Consider the following 16,099-nt stretch of genomic DNA (forward strand, 5'->3'; position numbering starts at 1 on the left):
GCGAGGCAGTGACACGGGGTGCCGCATCCGCGGCTGAGATCACACCCGTCGAACCTGATCTAGTTCGTACTAGCGAAGGGATGTCGCAATGAGCGATCCTGTGCGTCCGGAATCCGTCCTCGACCTCGCCGTCACGGCGGGAAGGCTGCGGGAGGAGGTCCGGGCTGCGCCGCCGTTGACGCACTGCCTCACGAACGCCGTCGTGACGGGGTTCACCGCCAACGTGCTGCTCGCGCTCGGCGCGGCGCCGGCGATGGTCGACATCGTCGGCGAGGCCGGACCGTTCGCGGGTGCCGCCTCGGGGCTCCTCGTCAACCTCGGGACGCCGACCCCGGAGCAGCGGGAGGCGAGTCGGGAAGCCGTGGCCGGAGCGCTCGCCGCCGCCACGCCGTGGGTGCTCGATCCCGTCGCGATCGGCACGCTCCCGGTGCGGACGGCACTGGCCCACGAGCTGGCCGCGCGGCGCCCGACCGCCATCCGCGGCAACGCGTCGGAGATCCTCGCGCTCGCCGGGCACAGCAGCGGCGGCCGCGGCGTCGACGCGACGGACCGCACCGAGGCGGCGGCCGCAGCGGCCCGCGAGCTCGCCGACCGGTACGGCTCCGTGGTCGCCGTCTCCGGCCCGGTCGACCTCCTCACCGACGGGGAACGGGTGATCCGCATCGCCAACGGGCACGAGCTGCTCACGCGGGTGACGGGCGGCGGCTGCGCGCTGGGCGCCGTGATGGCGGCCTTCCTCGGGGCGTCCCGCGGTACCGGGACCGATGCGCTGACGGCGGTGGCAGCGGCGACCCTCGTCTACACGGTCGCGGCCGAGCAGGCGGCGGAGACCTCCCGCGGACCGGGCAGCTTCGCCGTCGGACTGCTCGATGCGCTGTCCGCCGTGACCCCGGCGGATCTCCGGGCCCGCGCCCGCGTCGAGGAGGAGACCCGATGACCGTCGACCTGTCCCTGTACCTCGTCACCGATCGGTCGCTGTGCGGGGCACGCGGGGTGGTCGCGACCGTCCGCGAGGCGGTGGCCGGCGGAGTCCGCATCGTGCAGCTGCGCGACAAGGAGGCGACGGACGAGGATACTGTCGACCAGCTCCTCGCTCTGTCTGCGGCCATCGACGGCCGCGCGCTGCTCGTCGTGAACGATCGCCTCGATGCGGCCGTCGAGGCGCGTCGTCGCGGCGCCAGGGTGGACGGGGTGCACCTCGGTCAGGCGGACGCCTCGGTGCTCCGCGCGCGCGAGCTCCTCGGCCCGGAGGCCCTGATCGGGCTGACCGCGAACACCTCCGCGCACCTCGAGGAGGTCGCCGCGCTGCCGCCGGGGACGGTCGACTACCTCGGCGTCGGCGTGATCCGCCCCACGCGCACGAAGCCCGACCATCCGGACCCGCTCGGCATCGACGGCTTCGCCGCGTTCGCCGCGCGCAGTGCGCTGCCGTGCGTCGCCATCGGCGGGGTGGACCTCGACGACACGGCGGCGCTGCGCGCGGCCGGTGCCGCCGGGATCGCGGTGGTCTCGGCGCTGTGCGCGGCAGTGGACCCCCGTGCTGCAGCCGCGGCCTTCCGTCGGCGGTGGCTCGGACGGGCGGTGCCGCATGTGCTCAGCATCGCCGGCAGCGATCCGTCCGGCGGCGCGGGCATCCAGGCCGACCTCAAGGCGATCGCCGCGCACGGGGGCTACGGCATGGCGGCCCTGACCGCCCTGACCGCCCAGAACACGCAGGGCGTCCGCGCCGTGCACGTCCCTCCCGCGGAGTTCCTGCGCGCGCAGCTCGAGGCCGTCGCCGACGACATCCGCATCGACGCCGTGAAGATCGGCATGCTCGCGGACGTGGAGGTGATCCGGACGGTCGCCGCGTGGCTCCGGGACACACAGCCCCCGATCGTCGTGCTCGACCCGGTCATGATCGCGACCTCGGGGGATCGGCTGCTCCACCCCGACGCGGAGCGCGAGCTGCGGAGCCTGCTGTCCCTGGCGACCGTGGTCACCCCGAACCTCGCCGAGCTCGCGGTGCTCGTCGGTCACAAGGTGACGGACTGGGCGGACGCGCTCGCCGCGGCGCGAGAGCTGTCGGCCGCTATGGGGACCGCGGTGCTGGTGAAGGGCGGGCATCTGCCCGGGGACGAGGCGCCGGACGCCCTGATCGACACGGCAGCCGGTACGCGCGCGGAATTCCCGGGGGCGCGTATCCGGACGGAGAACACCCACGGCACCGGCTGCTCGCTGTCCGCGGCTCTGGCCACACGACTGGCGCGGGGCGACGATCCCGCGACCGCGGTCCACGCCGCGCGCGCCTGGTTGCGGGAGTCTCTCCGCGCGGCCGACGACCTGGACGTCGGGCGAGGACACGGCCCGATCCATCATCTCGCGGGACTCTGGGCGCGCGGCGGGGTCGAGACCCAGCCGACACCGGAGGAGGTGGCCGCGGCCTGGTGGGACGAGACCGCCGCGATCCGCCGCGACATCGACGCGCTGCCCTTCGTGCGCGCGCTCGCCGAGGGGACTCTCGAGCGCGACGCCTTCGTCTTCTACCTCGCGCAGGATGCCCTCTACCTCCGCGAGTACGCCCGGGTGCTCGCGGAGGCGTCACGTCTCGCTCCGACCCCCGACGAGCAGGCGTTCTGGGCCGAGGCCGCGCACGGCGCGATCCGCGGCGAGCTGGAGCTGCACGCGTCGTGGCTGACCCCGGAGACCGGGGTGAGCGGCGCGACCTTCGCCGCCGAGCCCGCCCCGGCCACGGTCGCCTACCTCGACCACCTGCGTGCCGTCGCCTTCGGCGGGGACTACGCCACGGTGATCGCGGCCGTGCTGCCGTGCTTCTGGCTCTACACCGACCTGGGGGAGCGGCTCCATACCGGAGCGTTCGGCGCGGCGCCCCGCGACCCCCGGCATCCCTATGCATCGTGGCTGGCGACCTACGCGGATCCGGCTTTCGCGGAGGCCACCCGGCAGGCCGTCGCGCATGTCGCCGCCGCGGCCGCGAGGGCCGACGACACCGGCCGAGAGCGGATGCGGCGAGCCTTCCTCGCATCGAGCGCGCACGAACGGGCCTTCTTCGCCGCACCGGTCGCGCGCGCTGTCGTGTGACGCCCCGGATTTGCGGTGCCGAACGCGCCCGCGCTATCGTCGCCGCATGCCTTCGGTCGCCACCGCTCCTTCGACGCTCGTCCCGAGCGTCATCGCCGTGCGCCGACGTCGCGGCCGCCGATTCTAGGCGACCCCGCCCTTCTGCCTGCGTCCGCGCGGCGGTCGAGTGCCGGTGTCGCCGCCTCCGGCCCCGCCCCCGGTCCCGAGATCGTCGAGGACCCGACCGTTAAGGTAGAAGCATGACGTATTCCGTCGCCGTCTCCGGCGCCTCCGGCTACGCAGGCGGCGAGATCCTGCGCCTCCTGGCCGCTCACCCCGACGTCGAGATCCGCACCGTCACGGCGCACTCGAACGCCGGACAGCCCCTCGTCGCCCATCAGCCGCACCTCCGTTCACTCGCCCACCTGACGCTGCAGGACACCACACCAGAGGTCCTCGCCGGACACGACATCGTGTTCCTGGCCCTCCCACACGGCCAGTCCGGGCAGTACACGGACGCCCTCGGCGACACCCCGCTGGTGATCGACGCCGGAGCGGACCACCGGCTCACCTCGTCGGCGGAGTGGGACGCGTTCTACGGCGGGTCCTTCCATGAGCCGTGGACGTACGGCGTGCCCGAGCTCCTCGTCGGAGGGGGCAAGCAGCGGGAGACGCTGCGCAGCGCGACCCGGATCGCCGCACCCGGCTGCAACGCCTCCACGGTGAGCCTCAGCCTCGCCCCCGGTGTCGCGGCCGGCGTGATCGACCCGGGCGACATCGTCTCCGTCCTGGCCGTCGGCCCGTCCGGGGCGGGCAAGAGCCTGAAGACGAACCTCCTCGCCAGCGAGATCCTCGGCTCCGCGAACCCCTATGCCGTCGGCGGCACGCACCGCCACATCCCGGAGATCCGTCAGGCGCTCGCCGCCGCCCGCCCTTCGACGGGCTCAGGCGCTTCGACAGGCTCAGGGACCCAGGGAGCAGGGACCCAGGACATCCGGATCTCTTTCACCCCGGTCCTCGTGCCGATGTCGCGCGGCATCCTCGCCACGTCCACGGCGCCGATCGTCGAGGGTGTGAGCGACGCCGAGATCCGTCAGGCGTGGGAGAGCGCCTACGGCGACGAGACCTTCGTCCAGCTGCTGCCGGAGGGGAGCTTCCCGCGCACGGCCGACGTGCTCGGGGCGAACACAGCCCTCCTCGGCCTCGCGATCGACCGCGCCGCGAACCGCGTCACGGTGGTCACCGCCGTCGACAACCTCGTCAAGGGCACCGCCGGAGCTGCCGTCCAGTCCATGAACATCGCGCTGGGGCTTCCCGAGACCCGCGCCCTCTCAGTGAACGGAGTCGCCCCGTGAGCGTCACCGCCCCCGCAGGATTCGAGGCGGCCGGGGTCGCCGCCGGACTCAAGTCCACCGGCAAGCCCGATGTCGCCGTCGTGGTCAACCGCGGCCCCCGCAAGGTCGGCGCCGCCGTCTTCACGAGCAACCGCGCCAAGGCCAACCCCATCATCTGGTCGCAGCAGGCCGTCGCGGACCGCGTGGTCGAGGCCGTCGTCCTCAACTCCGGCGGTGCGAACTGCTTCACCGGGAGCTTCGGGTTCCAGACGACCCACCAGACCGCGGAGAAGGCGGCCGAGCTGCTCGGCATCAGCGCGGGCGACGTGCTCGTCTGCTCCACGGGGCTCATCGGGACGGGGGACGAGGTCTTCCGCGAGAAGGTCCTCGCGGGCACCGCGCAGGCGATCACCGAGCTGAGCGCGGACGGCGGGGAGAGCGCCGCGCACGCCATCATGACCACGGACACGGTCGCGAAGACCGCTGTGGTCACCCGCGACGGCTGGACGATCGGCGGCATGGCGAAGGGCGCGGGCATGCTCGCCCCGGGTCTGGCGACGATGCTCGTGGTGCTCACCACCGACGCCGTGCTCGAACCGCTCCAGGCCGACGAGGCGCTGCGTCGGGCGACGGGACGCACGTTCGACCGCCTCGACTCCGACGGCTGCATGTCGACCAACGACCAGGTGACGCTGCTCGCCAACGGCGCCTCCGAGGTCGCCCCCGACCTCGACGACTTCGCCGAGGCGCTCACCGGGCTCTGCCAGGAGCTCGCGGTCAAGTTGCAGGGCGACGCGGAGGGCGCGAGCCACGACATCACGATCGAGGTGCAGCACGCCGTCTCCGAGCAGGACGCCGTCGAGGTCGGCCGCTCGGTCGCCCGCAACAACCTGTTCAAGGCGGCCATCTTCGGCAACGACCCGAACTGGGGCCGCGTCCTCGCGGCGATCGGCACGACGGCCGCGCAGTTCGACCCCTACGACGTCGACGTGTGGATGAACGGCGTCCGCGTCTGCACCGCCGGAGGGCCGGACCGCCCCCGCGAGGAGGTCGACCTGACGCCGCGGGCCACGCACCTGATGATCGACCTCAAGGTCGGAGAGGCCACCGCCACGGTGCTGACGAACGACCTCACCCACGACTACGTGCACGAGAACAGCGCCTACGCCTCATGACCGACATCCAGGACACCACGCCGGACATCGCGGCGCAGAAGGCGACCACCCTCATCGAGTCGCTGCCGTGGCTGAAGAAGTTCCGCGACCAGATCGTCGTCGTCAAGTACGGCGGGAACGCCATGGTCTCGGACGAGCTGCAGGAGGCCTTCGCCCAGGACATCGCGTACCTCCGCTACGTCGGTGTGCAGCCCGTGGTCGTGCACGGCGGCGGGCCGCAGATCTCCGACATGCTGCAGCGGCTGGAGATCCCCAGCGAGTTCAAGGGCGGGTACCGCGTCACCAACACCGAAGCCATCGGCGTCGTGCGGATGGTGCTCACCGGGCAGGTCAACCCGCAGCTCGTGTCGAAGATCAACTCGCACGGGCCCATCGCCACCGGGCTCAGCGGCGAGGACGCCGGGCTCTTCGGCGGCCGCCGCCGCGGTGTCATGATCGACGGGGAGGAGGTGGACCTCGGCCGCGTGGGCGACGTGGTCCAGGTCGACCCGACGCCGGTGCTCGACCATCTCGCCGCAGGGCGGATCCCGGTCGTGTCGAGCATCGCGCCCGACCTCGACCACCCGGGGCAGTCGCTCAACGTCAACGCGGATGCCGCGGCTGCCGCGCTGGCCGTGGCCCTCGGTGCGCGCAAGCTCGTCATCCTCACCGACGTGCCGGGGCTGTACGCCGACTGGCCCAACCGGGACTCGCTCGTGTCGCACCTGAGGTCGGACGCGCTCGTCGAGATGCTTCCGCGCCTCGAGTCGGGGATGATCCCGAAGATGCGCGCGTGCCTCGATGCGGTCGAGGGCGGCGTCGACGCGGCGGCGATCATCGACGGACGGGTGCCGCACTCGGTGCTCGTCGAACTGTTCACCAGCAAGGGAATCGGGACCGAAGTGGTCCTGGGAGAGAAAGGGGCGACGGCATGACCGTCTGGCAGGACGACGCGGCACGTGATCTCGTGCTCAACGCGGGGGAGCGCCTCGCGCTGCTGACCCGCGGTGAGGGCTCGTACCTGTGGGACGCCGAAGACCGACGCTACCTCGACTTCCTCGCCGGCATCGCGGTGACCTCCCTCGGACACGCGCACCCGGTGTTCGTCGATGCGGTGTCCCGGCAGGCCGCCACCCTCGCGCACGTCTCCAACTACTTCGCGACTCCGCCGCAGCTCGCGCTCGCCGCCCGTCTCAAGCGCCTCGCCGGCGCGGGGATCGACGGTCGCGTGTTCTTCTCGAACTCCGGTGCCGAGGCCAACGAGGCCGCGTTCAAGCTCGCCCGTCTGCACGGCGGTGCGGAGCGTCCGCGCATCCTCGCACTGGAGAACGGCTTCCACGGCCGGACGATGGGCTCGCTGGCGCTCACGGCCAAGGAGTCGATGCGTGCGCCGTTCGCGCCGATGCCCGGAGGCGTGGAGCACATCCCGGCCACGATCGACGCGCTGGAGGCCGCGATGGACGACCGGGTCGCCGCCGTCATCGTGGAGCCGATCCAGGGTGAAGCCGGCGTCGTCGAGCTGCCCGAGGGCTACCTCGCCGCGGCACGCTCGCTGACCCTCGCGCACGGCGCCCTGCTCATCGTCGACGAGATCCAGACGGGCGCGGGCCGGACCGGCGCCTGGTTCGGATTCAGCCACGAGGGCATCACGCCCGACGCCATCACGCTCGCGAAGGGCATCGGCGGCGGATTCCCGATCGGCGCCCTCGTCACCTACGGGGCCGCGAGCGCCCTGTTCACCCCCGGTTCGCACGGCTCCACGTTCGGCGGCAACCCGCTCGCGACGGCCGTGGCGGACGCGGTGCTGGCCGAGATCGAGCGCGCCGACCTCGTCGACAACGCCGCGCGCCGTGGCGCCGAGCTGCGGGACATCATCCTCGGCATCGACTCCCCGCTGGTCGGCGGCGTCCGCGGCCGCGGACTCCTCGTGGGCGTCGCGCTCACGCAGCCCGTGGCGGGTGCGGTGGTCGCCGCCGCCCAGGACCGCGGTCTCATCGTCAACGCCGCCAACCCCGAGACCGTGCGCGTCGCGCCGGCGCTCACCATCGGCGACGCGGAGCTGGCGGAGTTCCGCGAGCTGTTCGCCGCCGCTCTCTCCGACGTCCACACCTCCGCCACCGGAAAGGTCCCCGCATGACCCGCCACCTGCTGCGCGACGACGATCTGACGCCAGCCGAGCAGGCGGAGATCCTCGATCTCGCGCTCGAGCTCAAGAAGGATCGCTGGGCGGACAAGAGCCTCGCCGGCCCGCAGACCGTCGCCGTGATCTTCGACAAGTCGTCCACCCGGACGCGCGTCTCGTTCGCCGTCGGTATCGCCGACCTCGGCGGCACGCCGCTCATCATCTCCACGGCGAGCAGCCAGCTCGGCGGGAAGGAGACGCCGTCCGACACGGCGCGCGTGCTCGAGCGCCAGGTCGCCGCGATCGTCTGGCGCACGTACGCGCAGTCGGGCCTGGAGGAGATGGCCGCCGGTACGCGGGTCCCCGTGATCAATGCGTTGTCGGACGACTTCCACCCTTGCCAGCTCCTCGCCGACCTGCTGACGATCCGTGAGCACAAGGGCGACCTGAAGGGCCTCACGCTGACGTTCTTCGGCGACGGCCAGAGCAACATGGCGCACTCCTACGCGCTCGCGGGCGTCACGGCCGGCATGCACGTGCGCATCGCCTCGCCGGAGGACTACGCGCCGCGCGCCGACGTGATCGAAGCGGCCGACCGCCGCGCCGGGGAGACCGGCGGATCGATCACGCTCTTCACCGACCCGGTCGAGGCGGCCGCCGGTGCCGACGTGGTCGTCACCGACACCTGGGTGTCGATGGGCAAGGAGGAGGAGAAGCTCGCGCGGATCCGCGACCTCGGCGGCTACAAGGTCACGCCGGAGACGATGGAGCTCGCGCACGACGACGCGATCTTCATCCACTGCCTGCCCGCCGACCGCGGCTACGAGGTGGACTCCGCGGTCATCGACGGTCCGCAGAGCGTGGTCTGGGACGAGGCGGAGAACCGCCTGCACGCCCAGAAGGCCCTGCTGGTCTGGCTTCTCGGGAAGAAGGACGCGTGATGGCCGGTTCGCACGAAGGCACCAACGAGGGCGCGCTCTGGGGCGCGCGGTTCGCCACCGGTCCGTCGCCGGAGCTCGTCGAGCTGAGCCGGTCGACGCACTTCGACTGGATCCTGGCGCCGTACGACATCGCGGGATCCCACGCGCATGCCACGGCGCTGGCCGCCGCGGGGTACCTGGAGCCGGATGAGGCCGCCCGGATGCACGAGGGCCTCGACGCCGTCGCGCGCAAGGTCGCCGACGGCACCCTGCGGCCGTTGCCCACCGACGAGGACGTGCACGGTGCGCTCGAGCAGGCGCTGATCGCCGAGCTGGGTCCCGAGCTGGGCGGACGCCTCCGCGCCGGCCGCAGCCGGAACGACCAGATCGCCACGCTCGTGCGGATGTACCTGATCGACCACGCCCGGGTGATCGCGCGCGACCTGCTGCGCGTGATCGATGCGCTCGTGGCGCAGGCGGAGGCGCATCCCGACGCGATCCTGCCCGGCCGCACGCACCTGCAGCACGCACAGCCGGTGCTGCTCGCCCATCACCTCCAGGCCCACGCCTGGCCGCTGGTGCGCGAGCTCGAACGCCTCGTCGACTGGCGCCGTCGCGCCGGTGTCTCGCCGTACGGCGGGGGAGCGCTCGCGGGGTCGACCCTGGGCCTGGATCCCGCGCTCGTCGCGACGGAGCTCGGCCTCGACCGGCCGGCGGAGAACTCCCTCGACGGCACCGCTGCGCGGGACGTCGTGGCGGAGTTCGCGTTCATCGCGGCGATGACGGGGGTCGACCTCTCCCGCCTGTCCGAGGAGATCATCCTCTGGAACACGCGGGAGTTCGGCTTCGTCACCCTCGACGACGGCTACTCCACGGGATCCAGCATCATGCCGCAGAAGAAGAACCCGGACATCGCCGAGCTCGCGCGCGGCAAGTCGGGGCGTCTCATCGGTAACCTGTCCGGCCTGCTGGCGACGCTCAAGGGCCTGCCCCTCGCGTACAACCGCGATCTGCAGGAGGACAAGGAGCCGGTGTTCGACTCGGTGCAGACGCTCGAGGTCGTGCTGCCGGCGTTCGCCGGGATGATCGCGACGCTGCGTTTCCACACGGAGCGGATGGCCGCGCTCGCCCCGCAGGGGTTCTCCCTGGCGACGGATGTCGCCGAGTGGCTGGTGAAGCGGCGCGTGCCGTTCCGCGACGCCCACGAGATCTCCGGCGCGCTCGTGCGTGCCTGCGAGGAGCAGGGGATCGGGCTGGAGGACGCCTCCGACGAGCTGCTGCTGTCGGTGTCGCCGCACCTCGTCCCCGAGGTCCGCGAGGTGCTCACGATCGAGGGCTCCGTCGCGTCGCGCACGGGCGTCGGCGGCACCGCTCCGGAGCGGGTGGCCGAGCAGCGCGCGGAGCTCGTCGCCCGCGCGCAGGCCGCTGCGCACGCGCTCGGCCTGTAATCGCTCCGGCGGCGGCCTCGCCTCAGTGCAGGTCGCCGTCGGCGGCCGAGCGTTCCCACCGGGTGAACCGGACGGTCAGGCCCGCGCGGGTGGGCGCGGCGAGGAACGGTCCCGCGGAGACGGTCGCATCGCTGGCGAAGGGAGCCACCCTGACCAGGCGCCAGGGGCCGTCGTCCGCCCGGGCGCGCACGATCATCGCGTCCGCCCAGCGGCTGACCCGGACCGTGATCTCGCTCTCGCGCCAGTCGTCGACGTAGCCGACCGACCAGTCGGATCGGCCGGCGGTCACGACGGCACCGAGACCGAGGTGGCCATCGGCGAACTCGACGCCCGCTTTGATCCAGTGCTCCTCATCGGCGCGCACGAAGAGCCCCGCCTGGTCGAACTGCCCCTCCCACGGCGCACGGAACGCGACCTCGATCGCTTCGCCGACGGCGAGCGGCGCGAGCAGCGCGTGCTCCGTGTCGTGCACGAAACCGTAGGCGGTGTGGCGCCAGGCGTCGCTGCCCTCGGCCGCGGTGGCGTCGAGGTGACCGTCGACGTGCGTCCAGGCGGGGGCGTGGGTCCAGGTGCCATCGGTCCAGTTGATGATGCGCGATTCAGGCATATTTCCCATCTATAGCTGATAAGGGCATAAACAGCGAATATTCGTGTTACGGTTATGTCATGGTCATCGCTGTGATCGCCGACATCGTCGGGTCCCGGGAGCTCCGGGACCGCGGTGCTGCGCAGCGTGCGCTGGACGAGACCATCGCACAGGTGGAACAGGATCGCCCGCTGGCCATCCACCCGCTCACGCCCACGGTAGGGGACGAGCAGCAGGGCGTCTACCGCGCACTGCCCGACGCGCTCCTCTCCCTCCTCATGGTCCAGCTCCGCCTCCCGGAGGGTCTCGCCTTCCGCTTCGGCATCGGGGTCGGCGAGGTCCGGCCGGTCACCTCGGTGCACGGCGAGCTCGCCGACGGACCCGGGTGGTACGCGGCACGCGCCGCGATCGAGACCGTCCACGCACGCGAACAGCGCGCCGTGCCGCGCACGCGCACCTGGATTGTCGGCGCCCCGGGTCAGGATGAGGTCATGGAGACCGTGATCGCCGCGTCCAACGCTTACGTCCTCGCGCGCGACGAGCTGGTGGGGGCGATGAGCACGCGCGAGCGCCACCTCACCTACGGACGCCTGGTCGGCCGGTCCCAGCAGGAGCTCGCCGCCCAGGAGGGCATCTCGCAGCCGAGCGTCTCCAAGTCGCTGCGGAGTGCGGGAGCCGCCGCTCTCATCGAAGGCGTGGCCGCGCTCCGGGGGGAGTCCGCATGATCCTCGCCGGCTTCGTCCTCCTCGCCGTCGGCGCGACCGACCTCGTCCGGCAGTTCGTGCCGCGGCGGTGGATCGGCTTCGTCGTGGCCGCGGCCGTGGTCGTCCTCCTCGGTATCGGCGGCGACGCGCTGCTGCCCGCGCTCCTGGGGCTCGGTGCCGGGGCGCTGTGGGCGTGGAGCATGCCGGACGAGGGGCCGTCCCGGGCGGGGTTCTGGCCGGCGGTCGCGCTGGCCGCCCTCAGCATCGCCGCCGTGGTCTGGGGCGGGTCGAGGAGCACGTCTGGACTCATCGGCGAGCTCTGGACGCTCCGCTCGCCCTTCGGCGAGGTGCCGTTCGATCTCGCCGTGCTCGCGCTCGGTGCCGGCGTCTTCCTCCTCGAATCCGCGAACCTCGTCGTCCGTGCGGCTCTCGACGGCGAGCACACCTGGCGCCCGGCCGAGGTCTCGGGGACCGTCGCGCCCGAGCCCGTGCCCTCAGACCGCTCGGAGGCCGACGCCCCGGCGGTGTCCGCCGTGATCCCCGCCGATCCCCGCCATGGCTTCAAGGGCGGGCGGCTCATCGGGCCGCTGGAACGCGTGCTCGTGATGATCCTCACGCTCGCCGCGGCGTACCCGGTGCTCGCGGCCATGCTCGCCGCCAAGGGCATCGTCCGCTTCCCGGAGATCTCCCGCGACGGGGAGACCGGCGCGCGTGCCGAGTACTTCCTCGTCGGCAGCCTCGTGAGCTGGGTGATCGGCCTCGGTGCCGCGTTCCTCGTCTGGTGGGCGGCGCACAGCTGACACCCCCGCCCGCGACGCAGCGGGACGGTCGCGCGCTGCTAGCCTGGAGCGCGTGTCAACTCCCGCTCTGACGACCGCGCCGCAGGCGATCGACCCTACGTTCGAGAACGTGTGGGACGAGATCGTGTGGCGTGGCCTCGTCCACGTGTCCACCGACCAGGAGGCGCTGCGCGCCCTGCTCGCGGGAGACCCCGTCACGTATTACTGCGGCTTTGACCCGACGGCACCGAGTCTGCATCTCGGGCACCTGGTCCAGCTGCTCCTGCTCCGCCGCCTCCAGCTCGCCGGGCACAAGCCGCTCGGTCTCGTGGGCGGCTCCACCGGCCTGATCGGCGATCCCCGGCCGACTGCGGAGCGCACGCTCAACACCCGCGAGACGGTGGCGGAATGGGTCGACCGCCTGCGCGGCCAGGTCGAGCGGTACCTCAGCTTCGAGGGCGACAACGCCGCCCGCATGGTGAACAACCTCGACTGGACGGCGCCGCTCTCCGCCATCGACTTCCTGCGGGAGATCGGCAAGCACTACCGCGTCGGCACGATGCTGAAGAAGGACGCGGTGGCCGCGCGCCTGAACTCCGACGCCGGCATCAGCTACACCGAGTTCAGCTACCAGATCCTCCAGGGGCTCGACTTCCTCGAGCTCTACCGCCAGTACGACTGCGTGCTGCAGACGGGCGGCTCGGATCAGTGGGGCAACCTCACCAGCGGCACCGACCTCATCCACCGGGTCGAGGGGGCCTCGGTCCACGCGATCGGCACGCCGCTGATCACCAACAGCGACGGCACGAAGTTCGGCAAGAGCGAGGGAAACGCGATCTGGATCGACGCGGAGCTCACGAGCCCCTACGCGTTCTACCAGTTCTGGCTCAGCACGGCCGATGCCGACGTGATCGAACGCCTCAAGGTCTTCACGTTCCTGACCAGGGCCGAGATCGAGGAGTACGCCGAGCTCGTGGCGACGGAGCCGTTCCGCCGCGCCGCCCAGAAGCGCCTCGCGCTCGAGGTCGTCGCGACGGTGCACGGTGTAGAGGCGACGGCGGCCGTGATCGCGGCGTCCGAGGCGCTGTTCGGGCAGGGCGACCTGACCACTCTCGACGCGGCGACACTGCGCACGGCCTTGGACGAGCTCCCGCACGCGACGGTCGCCGCCGGTACTCCGGTGGTCGACGCACTCGTCGCGACGGGGCTGGTGTCGAGTCTGTCGGAGGCCCGTCGCGCCATCGCGCAGGGCGGGGTGTCCCTCGACGGCGAGCGGGTGGAGGACGACTCCGCGACCGTCCAGGGCACGCTTCCCGGGGGTGTCTCGGTGCTGCGTCGCGGGAAGAAGACTCTCGCCGGCGTCTTCCTCGGCTGATCCCGGTCAGGCATGCCGTTCACCCCGAGTCACGCGATCGTGGCGTTGCCGTTCGTGCGCACGCCCCTGGTTCCCGCGGCGATCGCGATCGGAGCGATGACGCCGGACATCTCGCTGTTCCTGCGGAACGTCGGGCTCAACTACGGGTTCCTGCACGATCCGGTCAACGTCGTGTGGACGGCTCTGCTCGCGCTCGTGCTCTTCCTGCTGTGGCGTGTGCTGCTGCGCCCCGCGACCCTGGAGCTGTTGCCGGACTGGGTGAGCACGCGGCTGCCCGCCGGGTGGGGCGCGAGCGGACTCCGGGCCGGAGTCGAGGCGTTGACCCGCGACGACCGTCCCCGGTATCGGGGTGCGCGGTCGCTGTATCCGGTCCTGCTCGTGCTCTCCGCGATGCTGGGGGTGCTCTCGCACATCCTCTGGGACGCGTTCACGCATGAATCGCGGTGGGGCGTCGATCTGCTGCCCGCGCTCGCGGACTCGTGGGGTCCGTTCGACGGCTACAAGTGGCTCCAGTACGCCTCGAGCGCGCTCGGCCTGCTGGGTCTGGCGATCTGGGCGGCACTGTGGCTGCGTCGTGCGACCCCGCGAACGCATGCGCCCCGGATCCTTCCGACGGTCGTGCGGGTCGCGTGGTGGCTCTCGCTGCCGGTGATCCTCGTGCTCGCCTGGGTCGGCGGACTGCTGGCGTTCGGCCCGCTCTCCGCCGAGTTCACGGTGCAGCATCTCGCGTATCGGGTGCTGCCGCCGGCCTGTGCGGTGTGGGGCCTGCTCACCCTGGTCCTCTGCGTGGTCCTCGCCGTGCGGCGGCCGCGGTCCGCCGTCTGACCCGCAGCGGACCCGGCACGCCGGGAAGCCGAGTCACCAGCGTGGTGCGTCCGTACCCCAGGCGTGCGGGGCCTCGAACCTGAGCCCGGGGAGCGCGGGGGCCGCCGTCACGATCGGCGTCCCGTCCACGTCCAATCGCGCGAGATGCGCCGAGGCGTCGATCTCCGGCGCGCGCACGGCAGCGGTCGTGCGCGGCATCCCCAGCAGTTCGGCGGCGACCCGGCGCAGGGAGGTGCGCACGATGCGCGAGCGCCCGTCGCGGGAACGGAGCAGGCGGGTGAGTGCGGCGGCGAGAAGATATCCGCTGCTGTGATCCAGCGCCTGGGCGGGGAGGGCCCCCGGCCGTCCGTCGTCGCCCTCGATCATCGCGATGCCGCTCTCCGCCTGGACGAGACTGTCGAAACCGGCGCGCTCGGGATGATCGGGTCCCCAGGCGCTGAGCTGCGCGACGAGGAGACCCGGGTGCTGCTCGACCAGAGCGTCGGGGGAGAGGCCGAGCCGGTCCAGCGAGGCGGGCCGATATCCGAGCACGACCGCATCCGCCGACTTCAGGAGGGCGTGCAGCTCGGGGGACCGGGCGTCGAGGCGTGCGGTGCGCTTGCCATGGCCGGTGTCGAGGTGCTGCCACGGGAGCTCGGGGAGCTGCGGCGGGTCGAGACGCAGCACGTCGGCGCCGAGGAGAGCGAGCGTCCGTGTGCACACCGGCCCCGCGATCACTCGGGTGAGGTCCAGGACACGGAGGCCGGCGAGGGGCAGGCGCGCCGAGGCGGCGGGAGACGAGGCCCGTCGGTCCTTCGTTCGTCCGCCCGCGGGGCCGGCGACCGCGACATCGAGGAGCGGAGCAGCTCGCTGCGCCCGGTCGGCCTCGGGGTCCTCGTGACGCACGGCCACCGCGAGTCCGCCCGCCGCGGAGATGAGGCCCACGGCCTCGTCGGTCGAGAGGGTCGCCATCCTGCGGGTCACAGCCTCGGCACCCGCCGAGCCGGACAGACCGAGCGCGCGGAGAAGCGCGCGAGCGTGGTGCGGGTAGTTGCCATGTGTGCGGACCCACCCGTCGCCGCTCTCCCAGAACCCGGAGAGCGGCGCCCACACCGGCGGGGGAGTTCCGTCGACGAGTAGGTGGCGGTCGCTCCGGTAGGCGGCGGCCACGCGTCGGGGATCGATGGACCCGGGGTCGAGTCCGGCGGCGACGGTGACCGCGGCCACACTGGCGAGAGCCAACTCTGCGGTCGCCGTGCGCGAGGCGAGAGGCACCGGATCGAGAGTGCGGAGTGACGCGACGGAGTCCGCGGGGAGGGGCGCGTCGCCCGTGTCCCGCCACACACGGGCGAGCAGATCGGCAGTGGTGTCGGAGAAGGGAGGGGGCATGGGCGTGATGCTACTCCGCCCCCGGATACCGCTGGAAACAGCCGCTGACCCGGCCGAACCCCGGCGCGGGGCGCCCGCGACACGCCCGGGGTGGTGCGCCCGATTTGCCAGACCCCCGGAATCCACGTAACTTATTACTTGTTCGCCCCACAGGGAAGCGGAGAAGCCCAGAGCTTCACCCCCCTCAAGCGGAGAACCACTCCCGATCCACTCTCACTTGAGAGATCCAGCGCTTGCGCCTAGGATGGGAGATCCACCCCTTCTGCGGCTGTCACCGGCTGCGCAGCGGATCCGAGATCCGCGCGGCGCGCCGATTTGACAAGCGGGTCGGGATGGCTAGGATAGAGAAGTTGCCCTGCGGGCCTGGTTGTGATGGCTGGGTCGTGGGAGCATCCGATCCTTGAGAACTCAACAGCGTGCACTT

At 72.2% G+C, this 16,099-nt stretch carries 14 protein-coding genes and 1 riboswitch; of the genes, 12 read left to right on the top strand and 2 right to left on the bottom strand.

Annotated features, from left to right (window positions below; genetic code table 11):
- Window positions 1-4: 4 nt before the first annotated feature.
- A riboswitch (TPP riboswitch) is annotated at window positions 5-98 on the top strand.
- The 8 genes from thiM (at window position 89) to argH (ending at window position 10,038) form a co-directional block, all read left to right on the top strand.
- The gene (gene thiM, locus AUV07_RS12920; RefSeq protein WP_082802951.1) at window positions 89-937 is read left to right on the top strand and encodes a hydroxyethylthiazole kinase; all 849 of its coding nucleotides are present in this window, start codon (window positions 89-91) and stop codon (window positions 935-937) included. It overlaps the preceding riboswitch by 10 nt.
- Window positions 934-3,081, top strand: a complete 2,148-nt coding sequence (locus AUV07_RS12925) for a bifunctional hydroxymethylpyrimidine kinase/phosphomethylpyrimidine kinase (RefSeq protein WP_062636678.1) — start codon at window positions 934-936, stop codon at window positions 3,079-3,081. The genes thiM and AUV07_RS12925 overlap by 4 nt, the downstream gene beginning before the upstream one ends.
- A 239-nt stretch (window positions 3,082-3,320) precedes the next feature.
- The gene (gene argC, locus AUV07_RS12930; RefSeq protein WP_062636680.1) at window positions 3,321-4,415 is read left to right on the top strand and encodes an N-acetyl-gamma-glutamyl-phosphate reductase; all 1,095 of its coding nucleotides are present in this window, start codon (window positions 3,321-3,323) and stop codon (window positions 4,413-4,415) included.
- The gene (gene argJ / locus AUV07_RS12935; protein WP_062636682.1) at window positions 4,412-5,569 is read left to right on the top strand and encodes a bifunctional glutamate N-acetyltransferase/amino-acid acetyltransferase ArgJ; all 1,158 of its coding nucleotides are present in this window, start codon (window positions 4,412-4,414) and stop codon (window positions 5,567-5,569) included. The genes argC and argJ overlap by 4 nt, the downstream gene beginning before the upstream one ends.
- The gene (gene argB, locus AUV07_RS12940) at window positions 5,566-6,483 is read left to right on the top strand and encodes an acetylglutamate kinase (protein ID WP_062636684.1); all 918 of its coding nucleotides are present in this window, start codon (window positions 5,566-5,568) and stop codon (window positions 6,481-6,483) included. The genes argJ and argB overlap by 4 nt, the downstream gene beginning before the upstream one ends.
- Window positions 6,480-7,685, top strand: a complete 1,206-nt coding sequence (locus AUV07_RS12945; protein WP_062636686.1) for an acetylornithine transaminase — start codon at window positions 6,480-6,482, stop codon at window positions 7,683-7,685. The genes argB and AUV07_RS12945 overlap by 4 nt, the downstream gene beginning before the upstream one ends.
- A complete protein-coding gene (gene argF / locus AUV07_RS12950; protein ID WP_025105260.1) occupies window positions 7,682-8,611 on the top strand; it encodes an ornithine carbamoyltransferase in 930 nt (309 codons plus the stop codon). The genes AUV07_RS12945 and argF overlap by 4 nt, the downstream gene beginning before the upstream one ends.
- Window positions 8,611-10,038 (top strand): argininosuccinate lyase, encoded by a 1,428-nt coding sequence (argH, locus tag AUV07_RS12955; RefSeq protein ID WP_062636688.1) that lies wholly within the window; start codon window positions 8,611-8,613, stop codon window positions 10,036-10,038. Before argF ends, argH begins: the two co-directional genes overlap by 1 nt.
- 22 nt (window positions 10,039-10,060) lie before the next feature.
- On the opposite strand, the gene AUV07_RS12960 is transcribed toward argH, so the two are convergent.
- Window positions 10,061-10,645 carry a DUF1349 domain-containing protein gene (locus tag AUV07_RS12960; RefSeq protein WP_062636690.1) on the bottom strand — a complete coding sequence of 195 codons (585 nt, stop codon included), beginning with the start codon at window positions 10,643-10,645 and terminating at the stop codon, window positions 10,061-10,063.
- Window positions 10,646-10,704: 59 nt separating this feature from the next.
- Between AUV07_RS12960 and AUV07_RS12965 the strand changes: the two genes are divergently transcribed.
- The 4 genes from AUV07_RS12965 to AUV07_RS12980 are packed head-to-tail and all read left to right on the top strand — an operon-like array spanning window position 10,705 to window position 14,307.
- Complete coding sequence (locus AUV07_RS12965) at window positions 10,705-11,349, top strand: SatD family protein (RefSeq protein ID WP_062636692.1); 645 nt, start codon at window positions 10,705-10,707, stop codon at window positions 11,347-11,349.
- A complete protein-coding gene (locus AUV07_RS12970; protein WP_062636694.1) occupies window positions 11,346-12,128 on the top strand; it encodes a hypothetical protein in 783 nt (260 codons plus the stop codon). Before AUV07_RS12965 ends, AUV07_RS12970 begins: the two co-directional genes overlap by 4 nt.
- A 52-nt stretch (window positions 12,129-12,180) precedes the next feature.
- Entirely contained in the window at window positions 12,181-13,482 is a 1,302-nt protein-coding gene (gene tyrS / locus AUV07_RS12975; protein WP_157524065.1) for a tyrosine--tRNA ligase, read from the top strand.
- Window positions 13,483-13,494: 12 nt separating this feature from the next.
- Complete coding sequence (locus tag AUV07_RS12980; protein ID WP_062636695.1) at window positions 13,495-14,307, top strand: DUF4184 family protein; 813 nt, start codon at window positions 13,495-13,497, stop codon at window positions 14,305-14,307.
- 33 nt (window positions 14,308-14,340) lie between these two features.
- Here the strand turns inward: AUV07_RS12980 and AUV07_RS12985 are convergent, their stop codons facing one another.
- Window positions 14,341-15,675 (bottom strand): CoA transferase, encoded by a 1,335-nt coding sequence (locus AUV07_RS12985; RefSeq protein WP_082802952.1) that lies wholly within the window; start codon window positions 15,673-15,675, stop codon window positions 14,341-14,343.
- Window positions 15,676-16,099 lie beyond the last annotated feature (424 nt).

This window comes from Microbacterium sp. CH1 (assembly GCF_001595495.1).
In the GTDB taxonomy this organism is placed as follows: Bacteria; Actinomycetota; Actinomycetes; order Actinomycetales; family Microbacteriaceae; genus Microbacterium.

Excerpts from the sequence above, each read along its gene's own strand:
- thiM (WP_082802951.1), top strand. The coding sequence starts at position 89 with ATGAGCGATCCTGTGCGTCCGGAATCCGTCCTCGACCTCGCCGTCACG.
- AUV07_RS12925 (WP_062636678.1), top strand. The coding sequence starts at position 934 with ATGACCGTCGACCTGTCCCTGTACCTCGTCACCGATCGGTCGCTGTGC.
- argC (WP_062636680.1), top strand. The coding sequence starts at position 3,321 with ATGACGTATTCCGTCGCCGTCTCCGGCGCCTCCGGCTACGCAGGCGGC.
- argB (WP_062636684.1), top strand. The coding sequence starts at position 5,566 with ATGACCGACATCCAGGACACCACGCCGGACATCGCGGCGCAGAAGGCG.
- AUV07_RS12945 (WP_062636686.1), top strand. The coding sequence starts at position 6,480 with ATGACCGTCTGGCAGGACGACGCGGCACGTGATCTCGTGCTCAACGCG.
- argF (WP_025105260.1), top strand. The coding sequence starts at position 7,682 with ATGACCCGCCACCTGCTGCGCGACGACGATCTGACGCCAGCCGAGCAG.
- argH (WP_062636688.1), top strand. The coding sequence starts at position 8,611 with ATGGCCGGTTCGCACGAAGGCACCAACGAGGGCGCGCTCTGGGGCGCG.
- AUV07_RS12960 (WP_062636690.1), bottom strand. The coding sequence starts at position 10,645 with ATGCCTGAATCGCGCATCATCAACTGGACCGATGGCACCTGGACCCAC.
- AUV07_RS12965 (WP_062636692.1), top strand. The coding sequence starts at position 10,705 with ATGGTCATCGCTGTGATCGCCGACATCGTCGGGTCCCGGGAGCTCCGG.
- AUV07_RS12970 (WP_062636694.1), top strand. The coding sequence starts at position 11,346 with ATGATCCTCGCCGGCTTCGTCCTCCTCGCCGTCGGCGCGACCGACCTC.
- AUV07_RS12980 (WP_062636695.1), top strand. The coding sequence starts at position 13,495 with ATGCCGTTCACCCCGAGTCACGCGATCGTGGCGTTGCCGTTCGTGCGC.
- AUV07_RS12985 (WP_082802952.1), bottom strand. The coding sequence starts at position 15,675 with ATGCCCCCTCCCTTCTCCGACACCACTGCCGATCTGCTCGCCCGTGTG.